The sequence below is a fragment of the Pedobacter borealis DSM 19626 genome, assembly GCF_000708285.2.
Lineage (GTDB): Bacteria > Bacteroidota > Bacteroidia > Sphingobacteriales > Sphingobacteriaceae > Pedobacter > Pedobacter borealis.
Genome location: NZ_JAUG01000073.1, coordinates 1 through 25,402, shown reverse-complemented (window position 1 = coordinate 25,402; position 25,402 = coordinate 1). Strand labels below are relative to the sequence as shown.

General features: G+C 40.2%; 12 protein-coding genes. 8 read left to right on the top strand and 4 right to left on the bottom strand.

Translation table 11 applies throughout. The annotated features are described in order from the left end of the window. Positions 1 to 559 precede the first annotated feature (559 nt). On the top strand, positions 560 to 5,206 hold the full coding sequence (locus AW17_RS17235) for a CBM96 family carbohydrate-binding protein (RefSeq protein WP_036670295.1): 4,647 nt from the start codon (positions 560 to 562) through the stop codon (positions 5,204 to 5,206). Positions 5,207 to 5,665: 459 nt separating this feature from the next. On the opposite strand, the gene AW17_RS17230 is transcribed toward AW17_RS17235, so the two are convergent. The 3 genes from AW17_RS17230 to AW17_RS17220 form a co-directional block, all read right to left on the bottom strand. Then, positions 5,666 to 6,511 carry an MBL fold metallo-hydrolase gene (locus AW17_RS17230; protein WP_051691922.1) on the bottom strand — a complete coding sequence of 282 codons (846 nt, stop codon included), beginning with the start codon at positions 6,509 to 6,511 and terminating at the stop codon, positions 5,666 to 5,668. A 32-nt stretch (positions 6,512 to 6,543) separates the two neighbouring features. Beyond that, the gene (locus AW17_RS17225; RefSeq protein WP_029278523.1) at positions 6,544 to 7,080 is read right to left on the bottom strand and encodes a cysteine hydrolase family protein; all 537 of its coding nucleotides are present in this window, start codon (positions 7,078 to 7,080) and stop codon (positions 6,544 to 6,546) included. Positions 7,081 to 7,161: 81 nt separating this feature from the next. Further along, positions 7,162 to 8,004, bottom strand: coding sequence for a bifunctional helix-turn-helix domain-containing protein/methylated-DNA--[protein]-cysteine S-methyltransferase (locus AW17_RS17220; RefSeq protein ID WP_029278521.1), 843 nt, complete (start codon positions 8,002 to 8,004; stop codon positions 7,162 to 7,164). A 535-nt stretch (positions 8,005 to 8,539) separates the two neighbouring features. Between AW17_RS17220 and AW17_RS17215 the strand changes: the two genes are divergently transcribed. Beyond that, positions 8,540 to 10,624, top strand: a complete 2,085-nt coding sequence (locus AW17_RS17215; protein ID WP_157280345.1) for a hypothetical protein — start codon at positions 8,540 to 8,542, stop codon at positions 10,622 to 10,624. 159 nt (positions 10,625 to 10,783) lie between these two features. Further along, positions 10,784 to 11,998, top strand: coding sequence for a glycoside hydrolase family 88/105 protein (locus AW17_RS17210; RefSeq protein WP_051691921.1), 1,215 nt, complete (start codon positions 10,784 to 10,786; stop codon positions 11,996 to 11,998). 162 nt (positions 11,999 to 12,160) lie between these two features. Here the strand turns inward: AW17_RS17210 and AW17_RS17205 are convergent, their stop codons facing one another. Beyond that, entirely contained in the window at positions 12,161 to 12,889 is a 729-nt protein-coding gene (locus tag AW17_RS17205) for a GntR family transcriptional regulator (RefSeq protein ID WP_029278516.1), read from the bottom strand. A 279-nt stretch (positions 12,890 to 13,168) separates the two neighbouring features. On the opposite strand from AW17_RS17205, the gene AW17_RS17200 reads away from it, so the two are divergent. The 5 genes from AW17_RS17200 (at position 13,169) to AW17_RS17180 (ending at position 25,095) form a co-directional block, all read left to right on the top strand. Beyond that, positions 13,169 to 15,871 (top strand): glycoside hydrolase family 38 N-terminal domain-containing protein, encoded by a 2,703-nt coding sequence (locus AW17_RS17200; RefSeq protein ID WP_029278514.1) that lies wholly within the window; start codon positions 13,169 to 13,171, stop codon positions 15,869 to 15,871. A gap of 20 nt (positions 15,872 to 15,891) precedes the next feature. Continuing rightward, complete coding sequence (locus AW17_RS17195) at positions 15,892 to 18,651, top strand: GH92 family glycosyl hydrolase (protein ID WP_029278512.1); 2,760 nt, start codon at positions 15,892 to 15,894, stop codon at positions 18,649 to 18,651. Positions 18,652 to 19,345: 694 nt separating this feature from the next. After that, entirely contained in the window at positions 19,346 to 23,809 is a 4,464-nt protein-coding gene (locus AW17_RS17190; protein WP_029278510.1) for an Ig-like domain-containing protein, read from the top strand. A gap of 357 nt (positions 23,810 to 24,166) precedes the next feature. Then, positions 24,167 to 24,379, top strand: coding sequence for a hypothetical protein (locus AW17_RS17185; protein WP_029278508.1), 213 nt, complete (start codon positions 24,167 to 24,169; stop codon positions 24,377 to 24,379). Positions 24,380 to 24,390: 11 nt separating this feature from the next. Further along, on the top strand, positions 24,391 to 25,095 hold the full coding sequence (locus AW17_RS17180; RefSeq protein WP_051691920.1) for a carbohydrate-binding family 9-like protein: 705 nt from the start codon (positions 24,391 to 24,393) through the stop codon (positions 25,093 to 25,095). Positions 25,096 to 25,402: the final 307 nt, after the last annotated feature.

The following is a 25,402-nucleotide window of genomic DNA, read 5'->3' as shown; positions in this document are numbered from 1 at the left end:
GAAAATTATATCTTATTTACGCCTAATCCCGCTTTATCGTCCTGCTGAATTTATTTCAGCATCTTTTTAGCGTGAAAGACCCTGAAATAAATTCAGGGTGACGACCGTCTTAACAGAAAACTTGATTAAAACGCCACAAAATGAGATTTAATAATCGAACTCAGGTTACTGGTGTCTTCATAAAACAGGAATGATTTAAGCACTATGCACACTTCGGTTTAATTTAAAGCATAATCCTGAAAGATATTATTTCCAATATCCCAGTGATCAGAAAAAGAGCTTCTGCTGCGGCAAGGATAGAACAACGGGGCTTTAATACACAAGTAAGTTGATCTTCACCCTCAATCTAACCGATTCATGCCCTTTTGTATTGAAATAGAAATCCAATATTTGATATAACAGGATTGCACAGGCTTGAGCAAATAAGCTACTTGGCACAGCTTTCCTTTATGAACTAACCAAACTAACCAATAGACAAACAAAAACCTAAAGAACACAGATCAATACTATCGAGTAGCCTCCTAATCATCCTTATTTTCTAACCAATAAACCAAAATGTATGAGACTAAAAACTACTTTTCTATTACTGCTGGTAATTTGTAGCTTTTCGGGCAAACTTCTTGCTACAGATTACTATACCGCCTCGCCCACTGCTACCTTAGCGGGGAATAGCGGTGCAGTTAACGCCAACTGGACCACCAATCCGGATGGACTTACCGGTTTAACTACAGCCACTATAGTTGCAACTGATAACCTTATTATTTTGAATGGAGGTATAGCCACCATTACCTCAGGAATGAGTATTGGAGCCTTAACTATTAATACTGGAGGGAAAATTATCCATAACAATAATGCTTCTGCCAGTACATTTAACATTAATGGTATTCTTACCTGGAATGGCATTATAAAAACGTTACAAGCAGCCTCAGGAAGTAATTTTTTTAACACCAATGGAGACGTTGTTGGCACCACAGGCATACACGACTACAGTAGCAATAGGGGGATCTACTTAGGGGGTACAGCAAAAACGATTAACTTAATTCAGTCTCCCGGAACTGGCAGCATCCCACAAAATCTTACTTTCGGTCTATTACTTAAAACGAACCATACATTATCCGGAAATTGCAAGTTATACGATCCAATTCTATACAACGTAGCCTCTACACTTGACCTTGCGGGGTACAACCTACAGGTATCTGCCATTAAACAAGGATCTGCTAGCAATTTAATCAAAGGTAACGCCTCTTCAACCCTTACACTTTCCGGAAGTACAGGTACTTCAACAAGTGCAAGTGTAATTAATTTTGATCCTACAGCGGCAGTGCTTAATGGTTTTAATATTGATAATGCTTACAATGTTACTGCAGCACAAACAACAGTTACTGTCAATGGAAATCTTACGGTAAATGCATTAACTTTTGGCACTGCCACTGGAGATAATGGTACGAGAATTTTACAGGTAAACGGTAATTTTGCATTGAATAACAACGGTACTATGCGTGTGCAAGCCAAAGGAGCTACAACGCCCGGCACTGAGTATGATCAATTATCAGTAACTGGAAATATTACAATAGGAACCTCGACAATTTTTAAGACTAGCACAACTAATTCATATTTAGCTCCAGCTGGAACAACATTTGATTTTGCAAAAACTACTGGAGGAACTATTACAGGAAGCTTTGGAACCATTCAAAATCCGAGTGGCTATACCGCTTCTGTTAGCTACCCTGCCGGAAAAGTACAGTATCAGGTATTAACATCTCCACCACCAACACCAGCCTGCTCTTACACGCCAAATCCAGATTTACCTTTAGTGACATCAAATGCAACGATAGAAGCAGAGATAGAAACCATATATCAGCGTTTTTCTGACTCTTATTTAGGCACAACCGAACCAACCACTACAGCACTTGCTGCGGCGGTCACTAGTTATAATGCACTTAATATTGTGGTAAACGGATATAATATCACTGGAAATATTACCAGCTATGGTCAAACGACGTTTCTAAAAACTTTTGCCCAACAACTCAAATTTCATCCCGAGGATACTGACACCTATACCAAAGCCCTTAACACGGTGTGGTTGGTATCAGATCTCGTATGTAAAGGAACATTGGCTTTAGACTATAATCAATACTCTTATAGAGATTTTGCAAAACCAGCAATACTAATACCCAGCATTAAAGACAACTCGTATGTAAAAAGCTTGTTCGAAAATGTACTGTATCAACAGAATAATTTCGACTATATATGGAATCCTACAGTTTCTGGCATTAATGTAGACCATGTTGGAAACTCAGGAGTTGTTACCATGGCCTATGTAAAATGGATTGACGCTGCCGATGAACGTTATCGTTATATGACTGCTTTCAAGCGTGAAATGGAAGCATTTGCCGCCTATTCGGAAGGTACCAAGGACGGTTTAAAACCAGACGGTTCAGGATTTCATCACTGGGCAGCCTATCCATCATATATGTATGATTTAAGCTATGCAACGAGTATTTTTTCATGTTTACGGCAAACTTCCTTTGAGATAAGCAGTGCAGGGTATCTTCGTTTTAGAGATGCACTTATGACACAATTGATGTTTACCAATGATGCAACTACGAGATTCTTGACCATGACAGGAAGAAAACCCGAAGAAGTAGCTACTACCATTAGCAGATACGATTTCCGTAGTATGGCAGTGACTGGAGGAAGTATCTTAGGTACAGGGGCCTCAGATCCGGTTATGGCTAACATTTACACGCGTTTATGGGGTACTTATGCAGCATTTGGTGACAACACTATAGCACCTTACAACGAAGGTTATTTCCAGTTCAATCATAGTATGGCGGGCATTTATCGTAAAAACAATTGGCTGGTGGTATGTAAAGGATTCAATGACAATATGTTTGGCACAGAAACTTATCCAGATGCCAACCGTTTCGGCCGTTATCAAAGTTATGGCGCTATTAATATCGTTTATCCTGGAGATGCCCCAACTGGAAATGGATTTGACTTTACCACCTGGAATTGGAATTACAATCCGGGAACTACGGTTATCCGACTTCCATGGGATAAGCTTCATGCCGAAAAAAGCAATCTGGATGAAAGACAACAGAAAAAGTTTGCAGGTTCTTTAAGTTTTGTAAATAAAAACAGTAATTACCTAAAAGCGATTCATGGTACTTATGGTATGTTTGCCATGGATTTTCAGGAAGCAACAGGCAGAGGATGGGGAACAACCTATTCTTCAGAAAACCATAATTCAACATTTATTTTCAAGAAATCTGTTTTTACGTTCGACAATATGTTGATTTGCCTTGGTTCCAATATTGGCAACAATGATGCAACAAATACTACACTAACAACCTTGTATCAACGTAAAGCAATAACAGGTAAAGACCAGGTAAATGTAGACGGTAATTTATTGCAAACAAGTACTTACAGCAACAGCTATACAAATAATAATAACCACTGGCTAGTAGATAATTTCGGTACCGGCTTTTATGTATTTGCTGGAAGTGGTACGATCAAACTGACAAGAGCCGATCAACAAACACCACAGCACGCAATTCCAATAGCCAGCCAAAATGTTGCCAATAATCCGATAGGAAACTATGCCATAGGTTATATCGATCATGGAACTGCTCCATCAAATCAAGGCTACGAATACATTTGCATGCCTCAGGCCACCACCACAGACATGACTAATTTAGACAGCCAAATAAGTGCTGGCACCAAACCTTATACCGTACATCGTAAAGATAATGTTGCCCACATCGTGGAATATAAACCAACAAATGGAAGCCCTATTTTTGGATATGCTTTTTTTGCTGCCCTTTCAGGAATAAACAATACGGGATTATTAACTGGTGCTGACTATCCTTGTTTAACAATGTCGCAATATGATTCGGTACAGAAAACCCTTAAAATAGCAGTAAATAATCCTGATTTGGGATTTGCTTATAGAGAATATACTCCATCTATAAGCAAACAGATAAACATTACCATAAAAGGAACAAACTGGCAAATTTCCCAGCCCAATGCTAATGCTAACATAACAGGTACGGCAAATGGAGAAACTACAATTCAATTCACAACCGTGGATGGGTTGCCAGTAGAAATTACATTGGCTCGTGTTTTAACCCCACAAACCATTACCTTTAATGCAATGCCAACAAAAAACATGGGCGATCCGGCATTTAATTTAACAGCAACTGCCTCATCTGGTCTCGCTGTTGGTTATACCAGTTCAAATACTGCTGTAGCTACAATAAGTGGTAGTACGGTAACCATTGTTGGGGAAGGAACCAGTACCATTACCGCGTCACAAGCAGGTAATGACATTTATGAAGCCGCACCGGCAGTAGACCAACTTTTAAAAGTTAATAAAGTGGTTTCCTCAATGGCAGATGCTTATGTAAGAGATGGTAGCTATGCTGCTTCCAATTTTGGAACAGCCACTACATTAACGGTAAAAAAAGATGGCACTTCGTATAACAGAGAAGTATATCTGAAATTCGACCTGAACAATGTTACCAATTTTGACAGTGCGACGTTGCGATTGAATATTGCTTCAGCTGGTACCAGCGTAGCAGCTACTACTTGGCAGGTATATTATGTGCCGACAGATGCCTGGTCAGAAACAGGAATTACTTGGAACAACAAGCCTGCATCCAGTACCTTGTTGGCAACGATCAATGGCCAAAGCTCAGGATGGGCTGAATGGAACATCACCAGCCAGGCATTGACAGAGTTTTCGGGAGATAGGATATTATCACTTCGCATCGTTTCAACTGTCAGCAATTCTGCCTCCGATGTATCTTTCAATTCAAAGGAGAACATCAATGCATCGCTTCGTCCACAACTTCTGTTATCACCGGGAGCTGGGGGGCAAAATTTGCTAATGTCATTAGCCGCGTCAGATAAGATCAGCAGTATTGAATTGGAAAATAAAAATTTAATATCTGAGAACAAAAATGTTGTGGTACAGGCGTATCCCAATCCTGTAGTCGAAAGGCTGCATATTAATCTTAAAGGATATAGTGGTCCGACGGAGGCACGGCTGTTCGATATATTTGGCCGTCTGTTATTGCACCAAAATCTTGTTGATAATAGTGTTGAGCTAAATGTTTCTGGATTGAGTACAGGTTTATATCTGGTTAAAATATTAGGAAGCAATAAAACAATAGGAACGGCGAAAATAATAAAGGTGTTATAGTCAGGTACTTTACAGGTATAAAGACGGTAATTCCTCAGGATAAATTATAGCCCAATAACAAAAGATGAAGAGATTTTTTCTGCTTGCCTCGTTTATCTAGGGATAGCGGAGATAGGCATTCAGTTGAGGTTAATATTCGTTTGGTAGTAATAGCCATCCAGAAATTCTTGATGGGTAATCGGTCAGTTTGATAATGAGAAATTGATTTTAGGTAATCTGAAACCCTTTCATTAAGAGGTGTCTATATGACACCTCTCAATGAAAGACCTGGAAATTAGTGCATTTGTAATAAAATGTCAGAAAAGAACTGCTACAGAAGAAGCACAGATAATGTCGATACCTTATTCACTTAACATTAAAAGTTACGGCCTGGTCCCAATCCAACTACAACTGAGTTTAAGCGTTTTTAAATCATTTTCGCGATAAAAACTATGGGACAGCTAGGGGGCGAGCTAACGATTAAGATAAAATTATATATTCTCCCTCATTCAATAAAAGTGGTTTAGCATTTCTTTCCTTTGCGAAGCGTAAAAAATTTTTTTCAGGATCAGGCGTTTCAAAATAATTTTCTGAAGGACGACCGTAATGTATCGGACAAACCGATTTTGCATTTAAAAGCTTTGAAGCTACAACAGCCTGCTCGGGGTTCATCACCGCAGGTATCCCGGTATCTTCCACTTTTCCCTGCGTTAAACGAGCCGCATTTATAGGCATAAAAGCAATATCAAAAGGTCCGTATGCAATTGCAATATCCCGCCAGTAGCCATGCCATAATGTATCCCCGCAATGAATTATTTTTTTTCCACCTCCCTGTACTACCCAGGATACCTGAGGATGACCAAAACCATCTACCGCAGGCACAGGTATGGCCACCAAATCTCCCGTCCATCTCGAAGCATCTATTGGCTGATGTAATTTTACAGGCTGGATTCGAAAATCTCTTGTGTCCAGCCAGGGCGATACATCCTCATAACAATATAAACGGCTCCTTTTATCAAAAACTGTTTTAAGTGCAGCAGGGTCATAATGGTCAGGATGGTGATGCGTGATAAGGGCATGCCTGTATTCAGTTTCGGCAGTTAATTTCATGTCCTTTTGTTCGTCATAAGAAGTAGCATCAATATATAAAGTTGTTTCACCGAGCTCAATCTTAATTCCTGCCCAGGCAAGCCGTTGTATTTTCATAACATCGTGGTTTTGCAGTGATTTATTTTCTCTATCATTCTGCTGTGATTTTAATATGACAGGCAAAGCAGTTAATGAAATAGCTGATGCCGTATATTTTAATAATTCCCTTCGTTTCATTTTATATTTTATTTATCATCTTCAAAAAGATGTTACAATGGGGTTATTGAGGCACCCATGCTTGACAGGTGCAATAAAGCAGAACGGCGAACTTCATCTGCCGAAAGTGTTCCAAGTATTTCATTGGCTATATCGCAGGCACCTGTCGCATCAGGGTCAAGTGAAACATCAAGGTCAGCCATAATAGCTTCCCGGGCAGTTGTGGCAACACAACCGTGCGTATAAAAACCAACAATCAATACCTCACCCGTGCCAATTCTTTTCAGCCACGCTCCAATATCGGTTCCTGTGAAGGCACCATAAACATTTTTTTTAAATTCTGCCTCAATGCCGAATCCTTCCTTGGGGCCAAATCCAGAAACATATTCGCTCCCCCATGTACCATGCATAAAGGCAGGTGATTCTGTAGGTTTGTTAAAATGCCTTACCCAGGCAATAGGACGGTTTTCCAGCCTAGCCTCTTCAACTCTTTTACTGATTACATCGATGGCGGCCAAATGGTTTGGTACAGGTCTTTTACCATCTTTAGAAAATTCGTTTTGGGCATCAATTACAATAAGTGCTTGCATAAATTTAATTTTATAAGCATAAATGTAGATTCATTCTCAGGCTTTAGCAATCCGAATCTTGCGGAGTTCATCCAGTCGCTGCTAAGGTTGAGTTTTGCTCATTTCCCATCCGATCATGGTTTGTTTACGGACTTTGCCATAGTGATAATTCCCCATCGTGCCATTTTTAGAAATAATGCGGTGGCAGGGAATCAGATAAAGAATAGAATTTTTCCCAATAGCTGAAGCCACAGACCGGGTGGCGTTTGGTTGCTCTATTATTTGAGCAATTTGTTGAAATGAGCTTACAGCGCCAAACGGTATCTTAAGTAATGCTTCCCAAACTTTTATCTGAAAGTCAGTTCCCTGTGTCAGTAAATTAAGTTTTTCTGGATTTGTCTTGTCTGGTTGAAATATTTTCCTGAGGTATTCCTGGGTGTAATCAGGCCTGTGTATCAAAGAAGCAAACTGCCATTGCTGTGAAAATAATTCAAATTCATTTCTGCTTTTTTCTTCATCAATAAATTTTAATGTACAGATTCCTTTTTCTGAAACCGCAATAAAGCATAGACCAAATGGTGAGGCATGATAGCCATAGAAAATCTCCAGTCCTTTGCCTGATGTTTTGTATTGTTGAGGGCTAACGCCTTCTATGCTTATAAATAAATCATGCACCCTTGATTGGCTTGATAAACCGGCAAGGTCGGCTGCATCAATCATGTTTTCGGTTTCACTTATCTTATTGCGGAGATAGTCTAAAGTAAGATGCTGTATGAATTTCTTTGGGCTAATGCCTACCCAATCCGTAAAAATTCGTTGGAAGTGAAAGGGGCTCATGTTCACTTTGTCTGCAATTTCTTCCAGGCTGGGCTGCCCCTTGAAATTTTCAGTTAAATAACCAATGGCTTTTTCAATTCTATAATAATTTATTTCTTGATTGGTCATTATTCAAAATTAAGCATATCCTGGTAATAGACCAATCTGAATCTTGCTGAATATTAAACTGCAATAATATGAAGGCCAAGGACAGAGAGGCCCGGATATCTTTTTTTCGATCAAGATAGCTTCGATCTCAATAGCCAGAGTGAGTACATCTGCGAGTTTCCTGAACGACGCTGTTTCCATAGTTTATGGCTGTATACCTTTATTATCAAGTTAAAAAGGCAATGCGGATATTGATGCGGTTTGGTGCCATTTCGGTATTTATCACCTAAACCCGGAGGACGTTTTAAAGTTGCCGACAGCCAGTATTGAAGACTTGTTGATAATATATGTATGTTATGTATGTACATAATTATTATATTTGGGTTATTACGATATAAAGTCCTGTAATCTAAACTGAGCTATGCTGCATTCTGCAATTTTCCAAAAAAGGGTTTAAAATAGAAAGGAGAAGATATATGGTAATGCTCAAATGTTTTTAACAAATCTCATTGTTTTTTACAGATAACCAGTTCGAAGGACCTAATCAATATTATAAATGATTCAACTTTTACAAAACAATAATATTATTAAAATGCACAAAATCAAGTTTACACCTACAACTTTTTTCAGGATAATTGTAGATAAAATCCAATCTGGGACTAAGTTATTTGTCCTCATGATCTTTTTAGGTTTTATCTCCATATCTCACGTACAAAGCCAGAATATACAGCAGAATGGCGGGGTAAATGAAAATGTTCAAAGTGCAATGAGCATCAAGCTTCCTGATAGCAAACTATATAGAAAAGAACAGGAACGGATATACAGATTAATTGAAGGACAGGCCCATCATTTACGGGGATTGCTTTATCCATGGAAAAATGATCCGTCTATGTTACTGATTACAAAAAGTGGATCAGGAGAACATCACATCAGGCCTAATACTACTTTTGCTGCCGACCTGGCATTTCTATACAGGTTTGGTGATTTTGATGCAAAAGTGGTTGGAACCTCCAGAGAACTGCTATTGTCGAAAGAACTGATCCCTTTGCTCCGCTATCTGATGCGCACACACCGTACCGGTGATCTTAAAACAGATGACGGGAAATCATGGGGTGATGCCTGGCAATCGGCACATTGGGCAGCTACATTGGGCAATGCCGCATGGTGGAGCTGGAGTGGGCTCCCTGTGGATATAAAGAAAGGAGTCTGCCGCGTCGTGGCACATGAAGCGGATAGAATAGAGAAAACAGTCCCGCCGCACCAGATCAAATTAGATAGCAAATCTGAAGAAAATGCATGGAATAGCCAGGTACTTTCAGCAGCAATTTTATTGATGCCGGATGATCCGCGCCAACTGCAATGGGAATCGGCTGTGAAAAAGTGGAGCCTTTCATCATATTTGCGGCAATCTGATGCTGCTTCGGCAAATCTTGTCGACAATATTCCCATTTCTAAGCAATTTACAGGTGCCAATATTTACAATGATTTCAGCCTGGAGAACCATGATATTGTTCACCCCGATTATATGGGCGCCTGGATTATGAATGCTGGCAATGATCTGGATTTCCTTTTGACCGGACGAAAAACATATGAAGCATTTTTGTACAATCTTAATCATGTTTACGATATGCAGAAAAGATTTTTGTTACCTGATGGTGGTTATTGCTACCCCAATGGTCAGGACTGGGCACTTTTCAGAAATGCAGACTGGATAACTTGTCATGCAACTGCTGTGGCCCGTTTTAACGACCCTGAGGCATTGTACCACCTGCATGATGGGATTGCCACTGCAGAAAAAATGCAGGCCCGGAATCTAGATGGAGCGATTTATGCACCTGGAGAGAATTTTTTTCCATCTTCACAGCCACATCTGGGATATTGGCTGACACAGGCGTGGCTTGTTCTGCATTTTGCAAAAAAAGAGCTGGTTGAAACGACTCCTGTCGCCGGGATAAATTATCTTCAGGATGGAAAAATAATTCTACATCGGGATAGTAAATCCATTCAGACAGTTTCGTGGGGCGAAATGATTATGATACAGATGATGCCAATGGCTAAAGACCATGTTATTTCTCCAGACCAGAGAAATGGCATAGGCAGAGTAGTTGTAAAAAATTCGAAAGATAAAGATTCTACATTGGCAGTTACTTTAAAGCAAATAGAGGTGAAGCCGAACAAAAATGGTTTTTCGGTAAAAATGGTACTGCGCCACGGTGATCTGATCCAAAGTGATATTAGCTGTGAAACAAATGCCAATGGAAGCCTTACAATAAAGGAAGTGCTTACTGCAGTAAAGCCGTGTAATACAAGTGCTATTGAGACATTGAGTTTTGGCATTTTAAATAATCCCAACTGGGTGTACGAAACGGGTAAAAGAAATCTCAGAATCGGGGATAAGTCTTTTGTAGCCAAAGCGGCTAGCGGTTTAGAATATTCACTCAGTGCAAAAGCTGCTTCCATAGATAATATGCTTTTTGAACTGGACAGACCATCGGTCATTTCATATAAGATTGCAAAACTGGTCGACCGTTCGCGTTTCACAGACATGCTGGTGTTAAACTCGATCGATAAAGCACATGAATGGAAAAATGGCGAACTGATATCTGATCGTCAGCTAACAATAGCTGTACAGGCAAAATAGTCCGCTTTCTGCCCAAATGCTGATCGAACATGGGAAAGGATGAAAAGAATGTGATCACGATCGATCTACGCCAAATCATGAACGGGGCGGTAATCAAAAGAATGGAAAAGCTGACGCTGATCGTTGAGAAAAAAATAAAAAATACTTAAAAACAATTAAATGCTGACGAAAAAAAATATTCTAATAATTTTTGCTTTGCTCACGGTAACAAATGCATTTGCCCGCAAACCACACGATTTCAGTACGAACCATTTAAACAATAATGCCTGGTGCTGGTTTTTACATCCACAGGCGATTAACGGCGAAATCAAACAACCTTCCGCAGACTTAACAAAACAGGCTATTAATGACATAATGAACCGCGTTGCGCATTGGCAGATGAAGGAAACTGAAGGAAAGGAAACTGCCGATTGGACATTTGGTGCACTTTATGCCGGGATGGTTGAATATGCGAAATCAACAAATGATACAACATGTTTCAATTGGCTTAAATCGGTAGGTGCGAAATTAAAATGGACACAAAAACTGGAAGCGGACCCCAGCCTGCGTTACCACGCAGATGATTACGCAGTAGGCATGATGTATGCCGAGATGTTCCGTGTTTTTAAAGATAAAAAGATGTACAGTCCAATGGAACGTTATTTCGATTTCATTTTAAAACATCCTTCAAAACGGAACCTGAAACATACTTTCGAACCGGGTAATTACTGTACTGAGCGTTGGAGCTGGTGTGATGCCCTGTTTATGGGGCCAACAGTATGGGCAAAAATGGCCAATATTACGGGAAAGAAAGAATACCTTAAATTTATGGACAAGGAGTACCGTTTTACTTATAGGTATCTCTACAGCAAGGAAAATGATTTGTTTTTCAGGGACGATTCCTTTTTCGATAAGAAAGAAAAAAACGGTCAGCCGGTATTTTGGGGACGGGGAAACGGTTGGGTCTTAGCAGGATTGCCCATCATTATCCAGGAGCTTCCGTCCAATTTCAAAAACAGGAAGTTCTACGAAAGGTTATTTGTGGAAATGGCAGAAAAAATAGCTGGTCTACAGGATGAAAAAGGCTTTTGGCATGCCAGTTTATTGGATCCGGACAGTTACCCAAACCCTGAAATGAGCTGTACGGGTTTTTATACCTACGCTTTGGCCTGGGGTATCAATCATGGTTATCTGAATAAAGCAAAATATCAACCGATAGTTGAAAAGGGATGGCAATCAATGGTGAAATCGGTGTTTCCAAACGGTAAACTGGGATGGGTGCAGCCTGTTGGTGCCGATCCACAGAAAGTCACCGAAAACATGACTGCCGTTTATGGGGTAGGTGCATTTTTGCTTGCCGGTACCGAGTTAAGCAAACTGGTAGAGCACCAATAATTCTTGCGCTTAACCCTGGCAGCAGGAGCTCTAAAAAGAATATCGAAGGTAAAGCAATTTAAACTGATAATTGCCTGGATTTAGGCTAATGGTACAAAGATTATATAGAGCGGGTTTAACAGTGAATCCGCTCTATGTTTTTAAGCGGATTATCTCAGTTTGTTATCGTGAGCTTTCTGTGGTATAAACAAAACTATCGGCCTTATAATGACCTATATTATATTCAATGGGCCTTCCTCCCTGATCAAATACAAATCTTTTACGGGAAAGAATAGGGCTACCAATAGCTACTTTTAACTTTTGAGAAATAAATGCATCAGCAGATCTCGCACTGATCTCCTCTTTAGAAAGCGTAGCAACTATCAGGTGATCTTTTTCCAGCATTTCATAAAGGGGAGCTTTAAAGTCCTCATCGCCCGTTAACCCGATGCGGGGATGAAAATAAGATGCGAAATACACAAAAGGTTCTTCCGGCCTTCCGCGGACCTTTTCCATTTTTAATACTTTCTGATCGGTTTTGATGTCGAAAAAGTTGGCTATCGTTTCATCCGGGTTAGTCCAGGTAATGTGAAGTTCAAAATTCCTGATGGGAATTCCCCTTAACGCCATTTCCTGTGAAAAGCTTAACCAGTTATTTGATTTGGAGCTAACAACAGAATTTGCAACTTTGGTGCCTATTCTTTTTTTTCGTATCAAAATCCCTTCAAACACCAGTTTACCTATTGCCTGTCTGAGTGTGCTTCGTGAAATTGCAAGCATTTTCGCCAGTTCAATTTCATTGGGCAGGGTTTTTCCATTTTTGTATTCTTCCTCCTCGGTCAGTTTTCTCAGCAGCATTTCTGCCTGAGCATGTAATGGGATCAGGCTATTATGATCTATAGCGTACTTCATTATCTAAATATTATTCGCAATGTTAAGCATTTTTGCACATAAGTTAATTTATATGGACATGTTTTGGCAATTGTATTCAAATTTTTCAAAATAGATCTTCAGCGGCCATGAAACGATATCTGGTATTGTTTCATGTAGATACATAATATGCCTTCATAGAAGGTAATTGAGTTGTAAGAATGCTATTTTAGTTATATGTTTATACAATACAACATATTATGTCATCCTGAATCATTTATAAACCTTACTGAAAAACTTGTAACAATCTAAAATAGCATTATGAAAGCGCTAAAATTAATTTTCTTTTTGTTTATCAGCACAACGGTTTTTGGACAGGGTAAGCAACCGGATGCCACTTATATAAATCCGAAGATCAAAGAGATCATTGTCATATTCAAAACGCATTTTGATATTGGTTATACCCATCGGGTAAAAGATATTGTTCAGTATTACCGTACAGATATGATAGACAAAGCCCTGGATTTAATGGATAAAACCAAGGATATACCAAAAGAGCAACAATTTGCATGGACGGCACCCGCCTGGGTAATGGCTAAGGTACTCGAAGATTGGCCTGGTCAAACTCCCGAACGCCGTAAGCGACTGGAAGAAGCTTTTAAATCCGGACGTTTTGTAAGCCACGCGATGCCTTTCTCCGTACAGTCGCAAATTCTATTCCCTGAAGATGTTGCAAGAGCTTTTGAACCTTCATCCTTCGTTTCCAGAAAATACGGTCTACCGTTACCCCGAGGCGCAAAAATGACCGATGTGCCTTCTCAGGCAGGCGTTTTGGCTACCGGACTGGCAAAAGGAGGCGTAAAATTTATGCACATAGGCGGCAATTGGCCTAGTGGTGGTGTGAAATATCCTCCCCTTTTTTGGTGGGAAGGCCCCGATGGAAGCCGTATTTTGACATATTATACACCTGATTACGGAACAACAACAGGGTTAGGTTGGCCTGTACAATGGTCTATTGGCGATAAGGGAGTTGGTAGGAACTTGATTCCTCCTGCTGACTGGCCTTATAAAGTATGGCCTGCTATTTTTGTTACCATGGACAATTCTGGTCCTCCTAAGGCCAACGAGGTAAAAGCATTATTTGATGAAGCGGCCAAAAAGATGCCGGGAGTAAAGATAAGGGTTGGACGTTTAGAAGATTTTGCGGATGCCATTTTACCTACAAATCCTAAATTGCCTGTCATCAAAGCCGAAGCCCCTGATACATGGATACATGGCAATATGAGCGACCCTGGTGGAATGAAAATCTCCCGAAATATTAACCCATTTATTCCGGCGCTGGAAGGGCTAAATACGCAACTCAAAAATTGGAATATAGCGGTTGCGGATATCACCAAGGATATTTCGAAAGCCTATGAAAATGTTTTGCTTTATGCCGAACATACCTGGGGTGGTTCGGCATCCATCGATAAGTATGGGAAAGCATTTAAAGCACTGTCACCCGAAAAGTATAAAAATCTGGAAGCATCGTGGGAAGACAAGACCGATTATGTCCGCGCAACCGAGAATATTATAAAACCACTGTTGGCGAACAATCTAACTGCTCTTGCTAAAAGTGTAAATCTAGAAGGCAAACGTTTTGTAGTGTATAATCCGCTACCATATAGCAGATCTGAATGGGTGGAATTAGGGGACAGACACCAATTTCTCTATGCTAAGGATATCCCAGCTAGTGGTTATAAAACCTTTAGTGAAAAGGATTTGGTAGAAAACACTTCAACAAGCTCAAGTAGCAATTCGATAGAAAACAAGTACTTTGCAATTAAATTTGATCCTGCCCGTGGTATTGTTTCCTCATTGATTGACAAACGCACCGGAAGAGAATGGGTTGATAGTAAGGCTGAACAAGGCCTTGGTCAGTATATGAATGAGCGTTTTACTTTAGAACAAACCGAAAAGTATGTTGTTGACTATCAACAGGGGCGAGCAGTGGATATTTTCAATACAAAAGGGGTGTGGAAGCATCCTGGCTTGTACAAGCCGGGAATGATTTCTGAAAAAGAGGTTCCATACCGGGCGGCATTATCCAAAAATGGCAACTTAAAAATTACTCGAGATGGCTATCAGCAAATAGCAATGATTGACATGCCAGCAGATACAGCGAATCATTTTCCTGCTTCTTCGTTGCGGGTAACCTTACAAAATGACAGGCCATTTTTAGATATGGAAATGACCATCAAGGACAAAGCAAAAGATAATTGGCCAGAAGCAGACTGGTTCTGTTTTCCGTTTAAAGTCAATTCGCCTAAATTTACGGTAGGCCGTTCTTTGGGGATGATGGATCCTTCCAAAGATATTATAGAAGGATCTGATAAAGATATATATGCTGTGGGAACCGGAGTTACGATGACTGATAAAGATGGATCCGGTATTGCTTTTTCGCCTTTCGATCATTCCCTTGTGAGTTTGGACAGACCAGGGATTTGGCAGTTTTCATTAGATTTTGTGCCTAAAAGACCGGTTATCTATCTTAATCTTTACAATAATCAATGGAATACAAATTATCGTTATTGGTATCCTGGGACTTGGAGTTCAAAAGTTAGAATTTGGACGTTTGATAAAAACAGTACGGTAGAATCGGGCTTGGTTACACCCTCTCTCGAGGCCCGTACTCCTTTATTGATCGCTGAAGCCGAAGGTAAGGCAGGTAATCTTCCTATTGAACAAGCCGGGGTTTCTATTTCAAGAAAGGGGGTACAGGTTACTGCCTTTCGCCATGATAGTCCTGATAATCCTGTTTTTGCATCAGATAAAACCAATTCAAAGTCAACCCTGCTGCGTTTGTGGGAGCAAGGAGGTGTTTCAGGAAATGTCACGGTTACATTACCTAAAGGAACAGTTTATACTAAAGCAATCACAGTTAACCTTCGAGGTGAGGTAACAGGGAAACAATTTACTATTTCTAACAATAAATTTACTTTTTCACTGAATGCATATGCACCGGTGAGTTTTATTTTGATGTAATGACTCAAGAAAATACCGTTATGAAAAAAATACAGATTGGTACATTTTGTTTACTGATGCTTTGTACCCTATCAATGTATGCAGGGCCGGGGAGTATTGCGAGCAAGGCAAAAGTGACCGCTTCCTCCGAACTTGATACAAAGAACAGGGCAACTAATGTTATTGATGGAATTATTAGGACCGACGGTGTTGGTGAATGGGCATCAAAAAGCGAGGTGGTATTTTGGGGAGGTATTGATTATCCCTGGATACAATTGGATTGGGAAAGACCACAGGCCATAAATAAAATTATTCTGTATGATCGGGCAACACTGTCTGCACATACTGGTGGGGGTATTTTAATTTTTAGCGACGGAACCAGGATACCTGTTTTTGCATTGGCGAATAATGGTGCACCGAGGGTAATTGATTTTACCGAGCGAACAATCAGTTGGGTACGTTTTGAAACAACGGATGGCGATGGAGCTCATTTGGGCTTGTCGGAGATTGAGGTTTTTCCTTCGAAAGTACAGTGTGCCGACCCGGTTTCTTGGGTTGATCCCTATATTGAGACCACTAGAGGGCGTTATTTTTACTTTGTAACGGGAAGCCAGCCCTTTGGGATGATCAGTGCGGCACCATTAACCCGTAATAAAAACCAATTTGGTGGCGGGTATAACTACAATTCAACAGAAATACTGGGATTTCCTCAAATTCATTGCTGGATGCTTTCTGGGATTACGCTGATGCCTACAACTGGTACAATTGACCCCAATAAAGGAGAGCAAGGCTGGAAATCAAAGTTTTCTCATGAAAGTGAAATCGTTCAGCCAGGTTATCATCGTCTATATCTCGATGATTACGATATGTGGGTAGAGCAAACGGCGGGCGACAGGGTAAGTTTTTATCGTTATACGTATACAAAAAATGAGCTAACCAATATTTTAGTGAACCTGGGTGGCTATTTGGGCGAAACTACAATGACAGATGCCCAGGTAGAAAAAATAAGCAATACCCGTATAGAAGGTTCTGTGAATACCACTGGAAGGTTGTGGGGAGGACCAGAAAACGTTCGTATTTATTTTGCAATAGACTTCGAAAAACCGTTCGCAAAACTGAACAGCTGGGATGGAAAGCATGAATTATCAGATATAGGAACATTGAAAGGTAGTCCGGAAAAAACAGCTCGAAATAAGGGAATGAGCTATTTTGATGCGGCTACTACTGGAGTATCCGCTCAGTATAATGTAAAAGCTGGAGAATCTATTCAGTTAAAAGTTGCGGTTTCTTATACAAGTATTGAAAATGCACGGAAGAATTTAACATCAGAAAGCAACCATTGGAGTTTTGATACACTTCGTGAAAATTCTCAAAAGGAGTGGAACGAAATGTTAGGGCGGATTGCTGTAAAAGGCGGTAGTGCTAATCAAAAAACAAAATTATACACAGACCTGTGGCATGCCTTGCTCGGTCGTCATAAACTGGATGATGTATCGGGTGATTATCCTGATAATACAGAGGGGCAACGAGTAGGAAATGCTACGGTGAATTTGAATTTTAAAGTACGAACGTTACCAAAAAATGAGGATGGTAAAGTGAAGTTTCATATGTACAATTCTGATGCATTTTGGTTAACGCAGTGGAATTTGAATGTGTTATGGGGATTAGCCTGGCCAGAAGTAGCCGATGACTTTTCTGCATGTTTGGTGCAATATGCCGAAAATGGCAGGTTACTTCCAAGAGGCCCGAATGCAGGAGGCTATTCCTATATTATGACGGGTTGCCCAGCAACAAATTTGATCACCTCTGCCTATCAGAAAGGTATTTTAACTAAGAAAAGTCCGTTGACAGCTTTTCAAATGATGAAACAAAATCACGAAATAGGAGGAATGATGGGGGGTGATAAAGAAATGGATTTTTACATCAAGAACGGATATTATCCATCAAATGCCGGAATTACACTTGAAATAGCTTTTCAGGATTGGGCTTTGGCACAGATGGCAAAAAAAATGGGGAATATGAGCGATTATAATTATTTCTTCAACCGTTCTCAGGGTTGGACAAAACTTTTCGACCCTGCGCAAAAACTGATCTTTCCGAAAAATAAAGAAGGAGAGTGGGTACATCGAGACCCTTTGAGCGGAAAAGGTTGGGTTGAGGCCAATGCCTGGCAGGCAACATGGTCTGTTTCTCATGGAATTGATCAATTGGCAAAATTGATGGGAGGAGCGGATACGCTATGCAAAAAGTTGAACTTTGCATTCGAAAAAGCACAAAGTCAGGACTTCGTATTTGGATACGGGGCAGGATATGTAAGTTATGCCAATCAACCGGGTTGTTCGAACGCACATGTCTTTAACTATGCAGGCCGCCCGGATTTGAGCCAGTATTGGGTACGAAAAGTAAGTGAGCAAGCCTATGGCGGAGTTACCCCAGATAAAGGATATGGCGGGCATGACGAAGATCAGGGGCAAATGGGGGGTGTTAGTGCCTTAATGGCTATCGGCTTATTTAATATTAACGGAACTTGTTCAATCGATCCGGTATATGATATTACAAGTCCGGTATTTGATGAAGTGACCATTAAGCTCAATCCTAATTACTATCCAGGAAAGGAATTCATTATTAAAACCAATAACAATGCTAAAGAGAATTACTATATCCAAAAAGCTTCCCTGAATGGAAAAAAACACAATGCCTTTACTTTTTCTCATGCCGATTTTGCAAAAGGAGGTGTATTGGAGTTATGGTTAGGAGCCAAACCCAATACTTCATGGGGTAAAACGAGCGCAAGAAATTAACTTATAAAAGAAAATGTTACTGTTAAATGCTGTAGTGAGCAGATTTTGAAAGAGCAAATAGGCAACCCGTACTCTAAAAATTCAATTATTGCTTTAGCACTAAAATTTTACCTGTAGAATTATTGCATCACCTTGTTTACTTTTTTAGTGAATAAGGAAAAAATGCTGCTATAATACGCTTTTAGTTGATTTTTACCCCTATTTAAGGCAATCATTACCCCCATAGATGGCTACTTACTATGTAAGTTTGAGTACAGTAATACACGGTTAGTATTATGGTTAACCAAATTTAAACTATTATAGTTATGGGAAGATCTGTTTTTTTGATGCGCATGGCCAGTGCCTTAAATGCCTTCTCTCAAAACCTTGGGGTTGAAGGTATGGTAGCTGACCAGGCAGGGCTAATCCGCTGGTTGGGCTGAGCGCGTTGGTGATGAGGGCAACAAGCGGAGCTTCTGCCAGTAACTACGGTCACCATGCAATTCAGATTCCTCTTAAAGAAAAGCTGCGGCCCTGGTATTTACTCATCTACACTATCAGTGCAAGGATGTGGCCGTTGACGATAAGACAATAATATGATTGCCTGATAGATTTTCAGGTGAATCGTATTACTTTATTTTCTTGGCTTTTGCCAGAAGATAACTTAGGCTTGCAGTTTAACCCTCAATGAGATTTTCTAACCAAAATAACATATATGAAAAAATTTTACTTCACATCACTACAGAACCTATTTTGCAGTTCAATTTCTGGCTGGCAGAAATACTGCAGGCATTATAGTCTGCTTGTTTGCCTGACCTTCCTTTTTGCAAACAGCATCAGCGCTCAAATTACGACTGCTGATGTTGATTACGTTAATTGGTCAAAAATTGAAAACACTACACCGCCAACCGTAGTTACTACCGATGCCGATAATGGCGATGGCGCAAATGACGGCGCAATGCTGTTAAAGGGAACTGCAAATACACCCGCTTTACAAGGTTTACAATGTTTACTGACAGGAAGCCCGCTTACCGGAGAACAAATTGATCTTGAGGCAAAATATTATCAGGCCAGTACTTCCTATCTAACTTTCAAAATACAGATCTATAATGTAACCGATAATATTATTCTGGCGCAAACAGCAAATATTACGGTGTTGGGTACTGCCACAGTTCCAGCTTCAGGTACCTTATCTTATACTTTTACCGCTGCGAGTGCTGGCGATCAGATTGCTATACGATTTGTTAGGGCTGATGATTTAAACCCGGTCCGTCAAATCGCTATTGACTATTTAAAGGTAAACGGACAATTTATCAACATGCGGAGATTATGCAGACCGGTATTTAATTTTGATCTGCCGCTTACAACTGCTGCTACGGCTGAACTTAACGATTTAAACACCATTCGTACCAATTTGTCAAATCAATTATTGGGAACAACAGCTCCCTCAGCAACTGCATTAAACAATGCCGTCACCCAATATAATGCTTTGAATATTACAGTTGTAGGAACTAACATAAGTGGTAATGCCATAACTTCTACCAATCAAATCGGTTTCTTAAAAACCTTTGCACAGCGTTTGAAATTTAACCCAGCTGATACCAGTATAAGTAATAAGGCGGTGAAAGCCGTTTGGTATTTATCAAGCCTGAATTGTAGTCCGAAGACCAATAGTAATTTAACATTTTATAATTATCCAACATTTGCCCGTACAGTAATCTTTCTAAACAATTACCTTCCCGATAATGTGAAAGCTTTATTTGGTAATACGCTTTATAATGAGACAAGTTTGTTCAGGCATTTTTTTGATGCTAATTACGACTTTAATACCACGCTCACTAATGGAGCCGTAAGTACAGATATAATGTATTTGCATTTAGATATTTTGTTTGCTTATGCCGATTGGTTTAAGACGGATGATGAGAAAATACGCTATTTAAAAACGGTTAAAAGATATCTCGACCGTTTCTTGACCTACAGTGGTAATACCGCAGAAGGTCTGAAGAAAGATGGTTTATCGTACCATCACAATAACAGTTACGATGGTTATATGTATGCTTTTAGTACAGTTGCCAATGTTATAAAATCTTTAGAAGGGACTGGTTTTCAGATTGACCAATCCTCATATCTCAGATTTAGAGATGCAATTTATGCACAAACCATTTATTCCAATGATGCTGGTGTAATTCCTTACTCGATGATCGGAAGAAATCCGACAATCAGGAATACTACACTATCGCAGGGAACCTTATCAAATATTGCGATATCAGGGGGTAAGATTTTAGGGTTAAGTGGTGCCGATCCGGTTTTAGCTGGAATTTACAATAGAAAATATGGAGTAAACAGCCAATTTAACAACAGCACAATAACCCCATTTGAAGAAGGTTACATCCAGTTTAACTATGGGAATTTTGGGATATATAGAAAAAACAATTGGGTTGCCTCGATGAGGGGACAATCCAATCAGTTATGGGGTGCTGAAATTTATGCTGCCGAAAATAGATTTGGAAGATACCAGGGCTATGGATCTTTAGAAATTGTGTATCCCGGCAATGCCGCAACGGGAACCGGATACGACATGTTTGGCTGGGACTGGAATTACAATCCTGGTACCACCACGATAGTATTGCCCTGGAGTAAGCTGCATGGCGAAAAAGAAAGTATTGAAGAAAAAAACACCTATGGTTTTGCGGGTTCCTTAGCATTAAATCAGGCCAATAAATCAGTTTTGTCTAAAACTTTCGGGCAATCGGGATTGTTTGGTATGAAATTTAAAGAGCGTACAGATTTAGGATGGGGAGCTAGCTTTGGAACCAATACCCATAATGGAACTTTTGAATTTACCAAAGCTTATTTTGCAATAGATGATATTATAGTCTGTTTGGGAAGCGGTATTAAAAACAATGATGCTGTAAATCCCACCGTAACTACCTTGTTCCAAAGGCTTAATAACAATACCGCTGATGTTTGGGTAAATGGTGAGGCAAAAACCAACCAGAATACGGAATCATTCGCAGGAACTTCAGCTAACTGGATTATTGATAATTACAACACGGGTTACTACGTTTTACCCAACTCTGGAACCTTAAAAATCAGGAATTCCAACCAAATTACACCCTATGAAACGCAGGTCGCTCCATCGGAGGCTACCATTGCTGGTAATACTGGTAACAATTATCATCTTGCCTATCTGGACCATGGAACTGCACCAGTAAACAATTCGTACGAGTTTGTTTGTATTCCCGCTGCAAACACCACTCAAATGACAGCATTTGCGCAACAAATGCAATCGGTTCAAAACAAGCCATATGTTGTTTATCAGAATACCGTTAATCAGCAAATCATTGAACATAAAGCTTCAAAAACATGGGCATATGCTTTACCTGCTGCTAATGCAGCAATTAACGATGGATTGGTTAAAGCAAACGATATGCCTTGCCTGGTGTTGTATAAAGGTTTAAATGAAAACTCTTCAGAAATTGTGCTTTCAGTTTGTAATCCTGATATGGGTGCTGCACCTTCTACACCAAAGGTAATTACCTTAACTTTAAACGGTAAGTGGAATGTATCGCAGGCCAATCCAGATGCCAATGTTGCCTCAGCAACCGATACTACCACAACAATCAGCTTCAAGCTTGCCGATGGATTTCCCGTTGAGCTAAAGTTGGTAGCCGCAAAACCGCCAATAGTGTCATTTACTTCACCTGTTGCAAATGCAAACTTTAATGCCCCGGCAACTATAACCCTTTCAGCGAACGCATCCGATTCCGATGGGAGCGTGAGCAAAGTTGAATTTTTTCAGGGAACTAACAAATTGGGCGAAGCAACAGCAGCACCTTACAATTTCGACTGGGCAAACGTTGCAGCCGGTTCGTATACTTTAAGGGCAAAAGCTACCGATGACAGCGGAATGGTTACTACCTCTGACTCGGTTAAGGTTAATGTAAATGCCCTACCAACTATTGCCATTACCTCGCCAATAGCTGCTGCCGGCTATAATGCCCCCGCAAACATTAACATTGCTGCAGATGCAGCAGATGCTGATGGTACAATCGTCAAGGTTGAATTCTTCCATGGAGAGACTAAGATAGGCGAGTCGACAACAGCTCCATATGTCTTTGACTGGACAAATGTAGTAGCTGGTAAGCATGCATTAACTGCAAAAGCTATCGACAACAGTGGCGCGGCTAGCACTTCGGCTGTAGTAAATATTACAGTAAATGCTGCACCAACGGTAGCCATTACCTCGCCGGTAGCCGGTGCAAACAATAATGCACCTGCAAATATTTTAATTACCGTTAATGCGGCAGATACCGATGGTACCATTGCCAAAATAGAGTTTTTTGAAGGCACTAACAAACTGGGGGAAAGCACCGTGAGCCCTTACAGCTTTAATTGGAATAATGTTAGCGCTGGTACTTATGCGCTGACTGCAAAAGCTACCGATGACCATGGTACGGTTACCACCTCTACAGTAGTGAATACGACTGTGGTTTGTCCGCCGATAGCGGTAACTATTCCTGATGTGTATGCCATGAATGCTGCCGTTGATAATAAAAATACGCTCTACTTAGGCTATGGTCCTTCATCGCTTACCCTAACCGCGATGGTACAAGGTAGTGAGAATTATAGCTGCAGCTGGAACACTGGTGAGCAAACACCATCCATTTCGATATCGCAGGCGGGTACTTATACCCTTACCGTAACTTACGCTGGCGGCTGTCAAACTACCGCTTCCATTACCATCGGTATACTTGATGTAAGGTGTGGCAACAACAACGATAAAGTAAAGATCTGTCATAATGATAATGTAATCTGCGTGGCACCGTCTGCTGTTCAGGAGCATTTAGACCACGGCGATAAACTTGGTTCTTGTAATAATTCGGCAAAAGATGGAACCAATGGTAACACAGTTGCTAGCGGCTCAAAAGAAATGGCCGACATATCGAATGTTAAACTGTATCCTAACCCGGTTCGCGACAACCTGAATATTACCGTAACCAGGCTGGAGAATAATGCGAACATCCGCATTTACAATGTTTTGGGTACAAAAGTGCGCGATGTGCATTTTAACAGTTTGCCGCAGTTGGTACCGGTTGAAAGCCTGCCAACAGGTACTTATTATGTAGTTATCCAAAATGGTAAAGAAACCTTCAAAAAAGTGATTATTAAGTATTAAAGTTAAAGCTGGCCGTATCATGAATCAAAGTGATCCTATGAACACCCCATGTACGAAAATGGACTTCCTCAGGTATCCGAATTACAGAAAAAAGAGGCTGATCATCATTGAAATGAACCCCAGAAGTTAGACAAAAACTTTTGGGGTTCCCTATTTATGACAAAACAAACATTTCAGGAGAAACTAGATAAATACTTGCTAAAAGAGTACAAATAAGCTATAATTGTTGCGGTTTACATAATTCTTCCCCCTATTTAAACCTATCTCTGCCCCTTTAATAACCTGTTTGTTATGTAGTTTTGACAATAGTAGTCCGTTAAAAGTTAGCATAAAACCAAATTTAAACCAAGTGTATATATGAGAAATTTTATTCTTTTTTTGATGTGCGGGATCGGTGGATCGGCATTTCTTTTCCTGAACAACACATTCGATAATGAACCAAGCTTAGCATTCTTTTATGCCATGATGGTATTGTTAATCAGGTTTGCCTTTAATAGGCTTAAGCAGATTAACCAGGTGCAAACTGCCAGACAGCGCGTTCAACCTGAAAGACAGAAATTTGGTAAATAACTATACGCAAGGTGAGCATAACAGATAACCTAATCATCCCTTTAATAGCCTATACACCCGGGATTGAGGAACTTTCTTTAATTGGCAAAAGTTTGGATGCGCTTAATAAAGAGGCCGTCCGGTATTCGCTTTGGCGGGATGTGGCAGAACCTCCCTTGGTACGTTTTGCCATCGGGCATAGTCGTGACAGGATTTTTCTAAAGTATTATGTAAGAGAAAAACATATAGCCGCCCTTTATAGCCAGATTAACGAACCCGTGTATAAAGATAGTTGTGTAGAATTTTTTATCGGTTTTGGTGACGTTCCGGATTACTATAACCTGGAGTTTAATTGCACAGGTACCGTGCTGGGACAGTATGGTGCCAGTAAAATAGGTAGGCATTTTCTCGATCCACAGTTACTGGCCCTAATCAGTACCCGGACTGAGGTGAAATTTAACCACAACGACCAGTTATTTGAATGGGAACTCACCATAGCCATTCCGGCCACAGTATTTGAATTTCATGTAATAGAAGATTTTGAAGGGATGGACTGCTATCTCAATTTTTTCAAGTGCGGTGATGATTTACCAGAGCCTCATTACCTGGCCTGGAGCGAAATTCATAACGCTGATCCCAATTTTCATCTGCCCCAATATTTTAAAAAAAGCCGGTTCGAAGATGTGGAGGTACTAAACCCGATAGGAAAATCAGCTCATCTATCAGAAATCGTTTGAAGCAGCTGGCCAGCCCCCCCCTGGAAATCGGGTGTTATCAGCTGGTATGCCAATGCGTATGCTGCTGGCGGTTTCTCTTTAAGTCAGCTTATGCATTCTTCCCTAGAAAAACTATGCTTAACATTAAGTTTGGAACAAATAGTGCAGAACTTCTGCTTAAACCGAACTCACATTACTTAAACAGGCGAAATGATTGGGTTTTGCAGATAGAAAGCAACAAAAAAAAGTGATTATTTACGATGTAACAATGCTTTAGAGTACATCGAAATACCATTTAACCTGAGTTCGATAATTATTTGCTGAAAAT

Coding starts and splice junctions, on each gene's coding strand:
- AW17_RS17235 (WP_036670295.1), top strand. CDS start 560: ATGAGACTAAAAACTACTTTTCTATTACTGCTGGTAATTTGTAGCTTT.
- AW17_RS17230 (WP_051691922.1), bottom strand. CDS start 6,511: ATGAAACGAAGGGAATTATTAAAATATACGGCATCAGCTATTTCATTA.
- AW17_RS17225 (WP_029278523.1), bottom strand. CDS start 7,080: ATGCAAGCACTTATTGTAATTGATGCCCAAAACGAATTTTCTAAAGAT.
- AW17_RS17220 (WP_029278521.1), bottom strand. CDS start 8,004: ATGACCAATCAAGAAATAAATTATTATAGAATTGAAAAAGCCATTGGT.
- AW17_RS17215 (WP_157280345.1), top strand. CDS start 8,540: ATGATTCAACTTTTACAAAACAATAATATTATTAAAATGCACAAAATC.
- AW17_RS17210 (WP_051691921.1), top strand. CDS start 10,784: ATGCTGACGAAAAAAAATATTCTAATAATTTTTGCTTTGCTCACGGTA.
- AW17_RS17205 (WP_029278516.1), bottom strand. CDS start 12,889: ATGAAGTACGCTATAGATCATAATAGCCTGATCCCATTACATGCTCAG.
- AW17_RS17200 (WP_029278514.1), top strand. CDS start 13,169: ATGAAAGCGCTAAAATTAATTTTCTTTTTGTTTATCAGCACAACGGTT.
- AW17_RS17195 (WP_029278512.1), top strand. CDS start 15,892: ATGAAAAAAATACAGATTGGTACATTTTGTTTACTGATGCTTTGTACC.
- AW17_RS17190 (WP_029278510.1), top strand. CDS start 19,346: ATGAAAAAATTTTACTTCACATCACTACAGAACCTATTTTGCAGTTCA.
- AW17_RS17185 (WP_029278508.1), top strand. CDS start 24,167: ATGAGAAATTTTATTCTTTTTTTGATGTGCGGGATCGGTGGATCGGCA.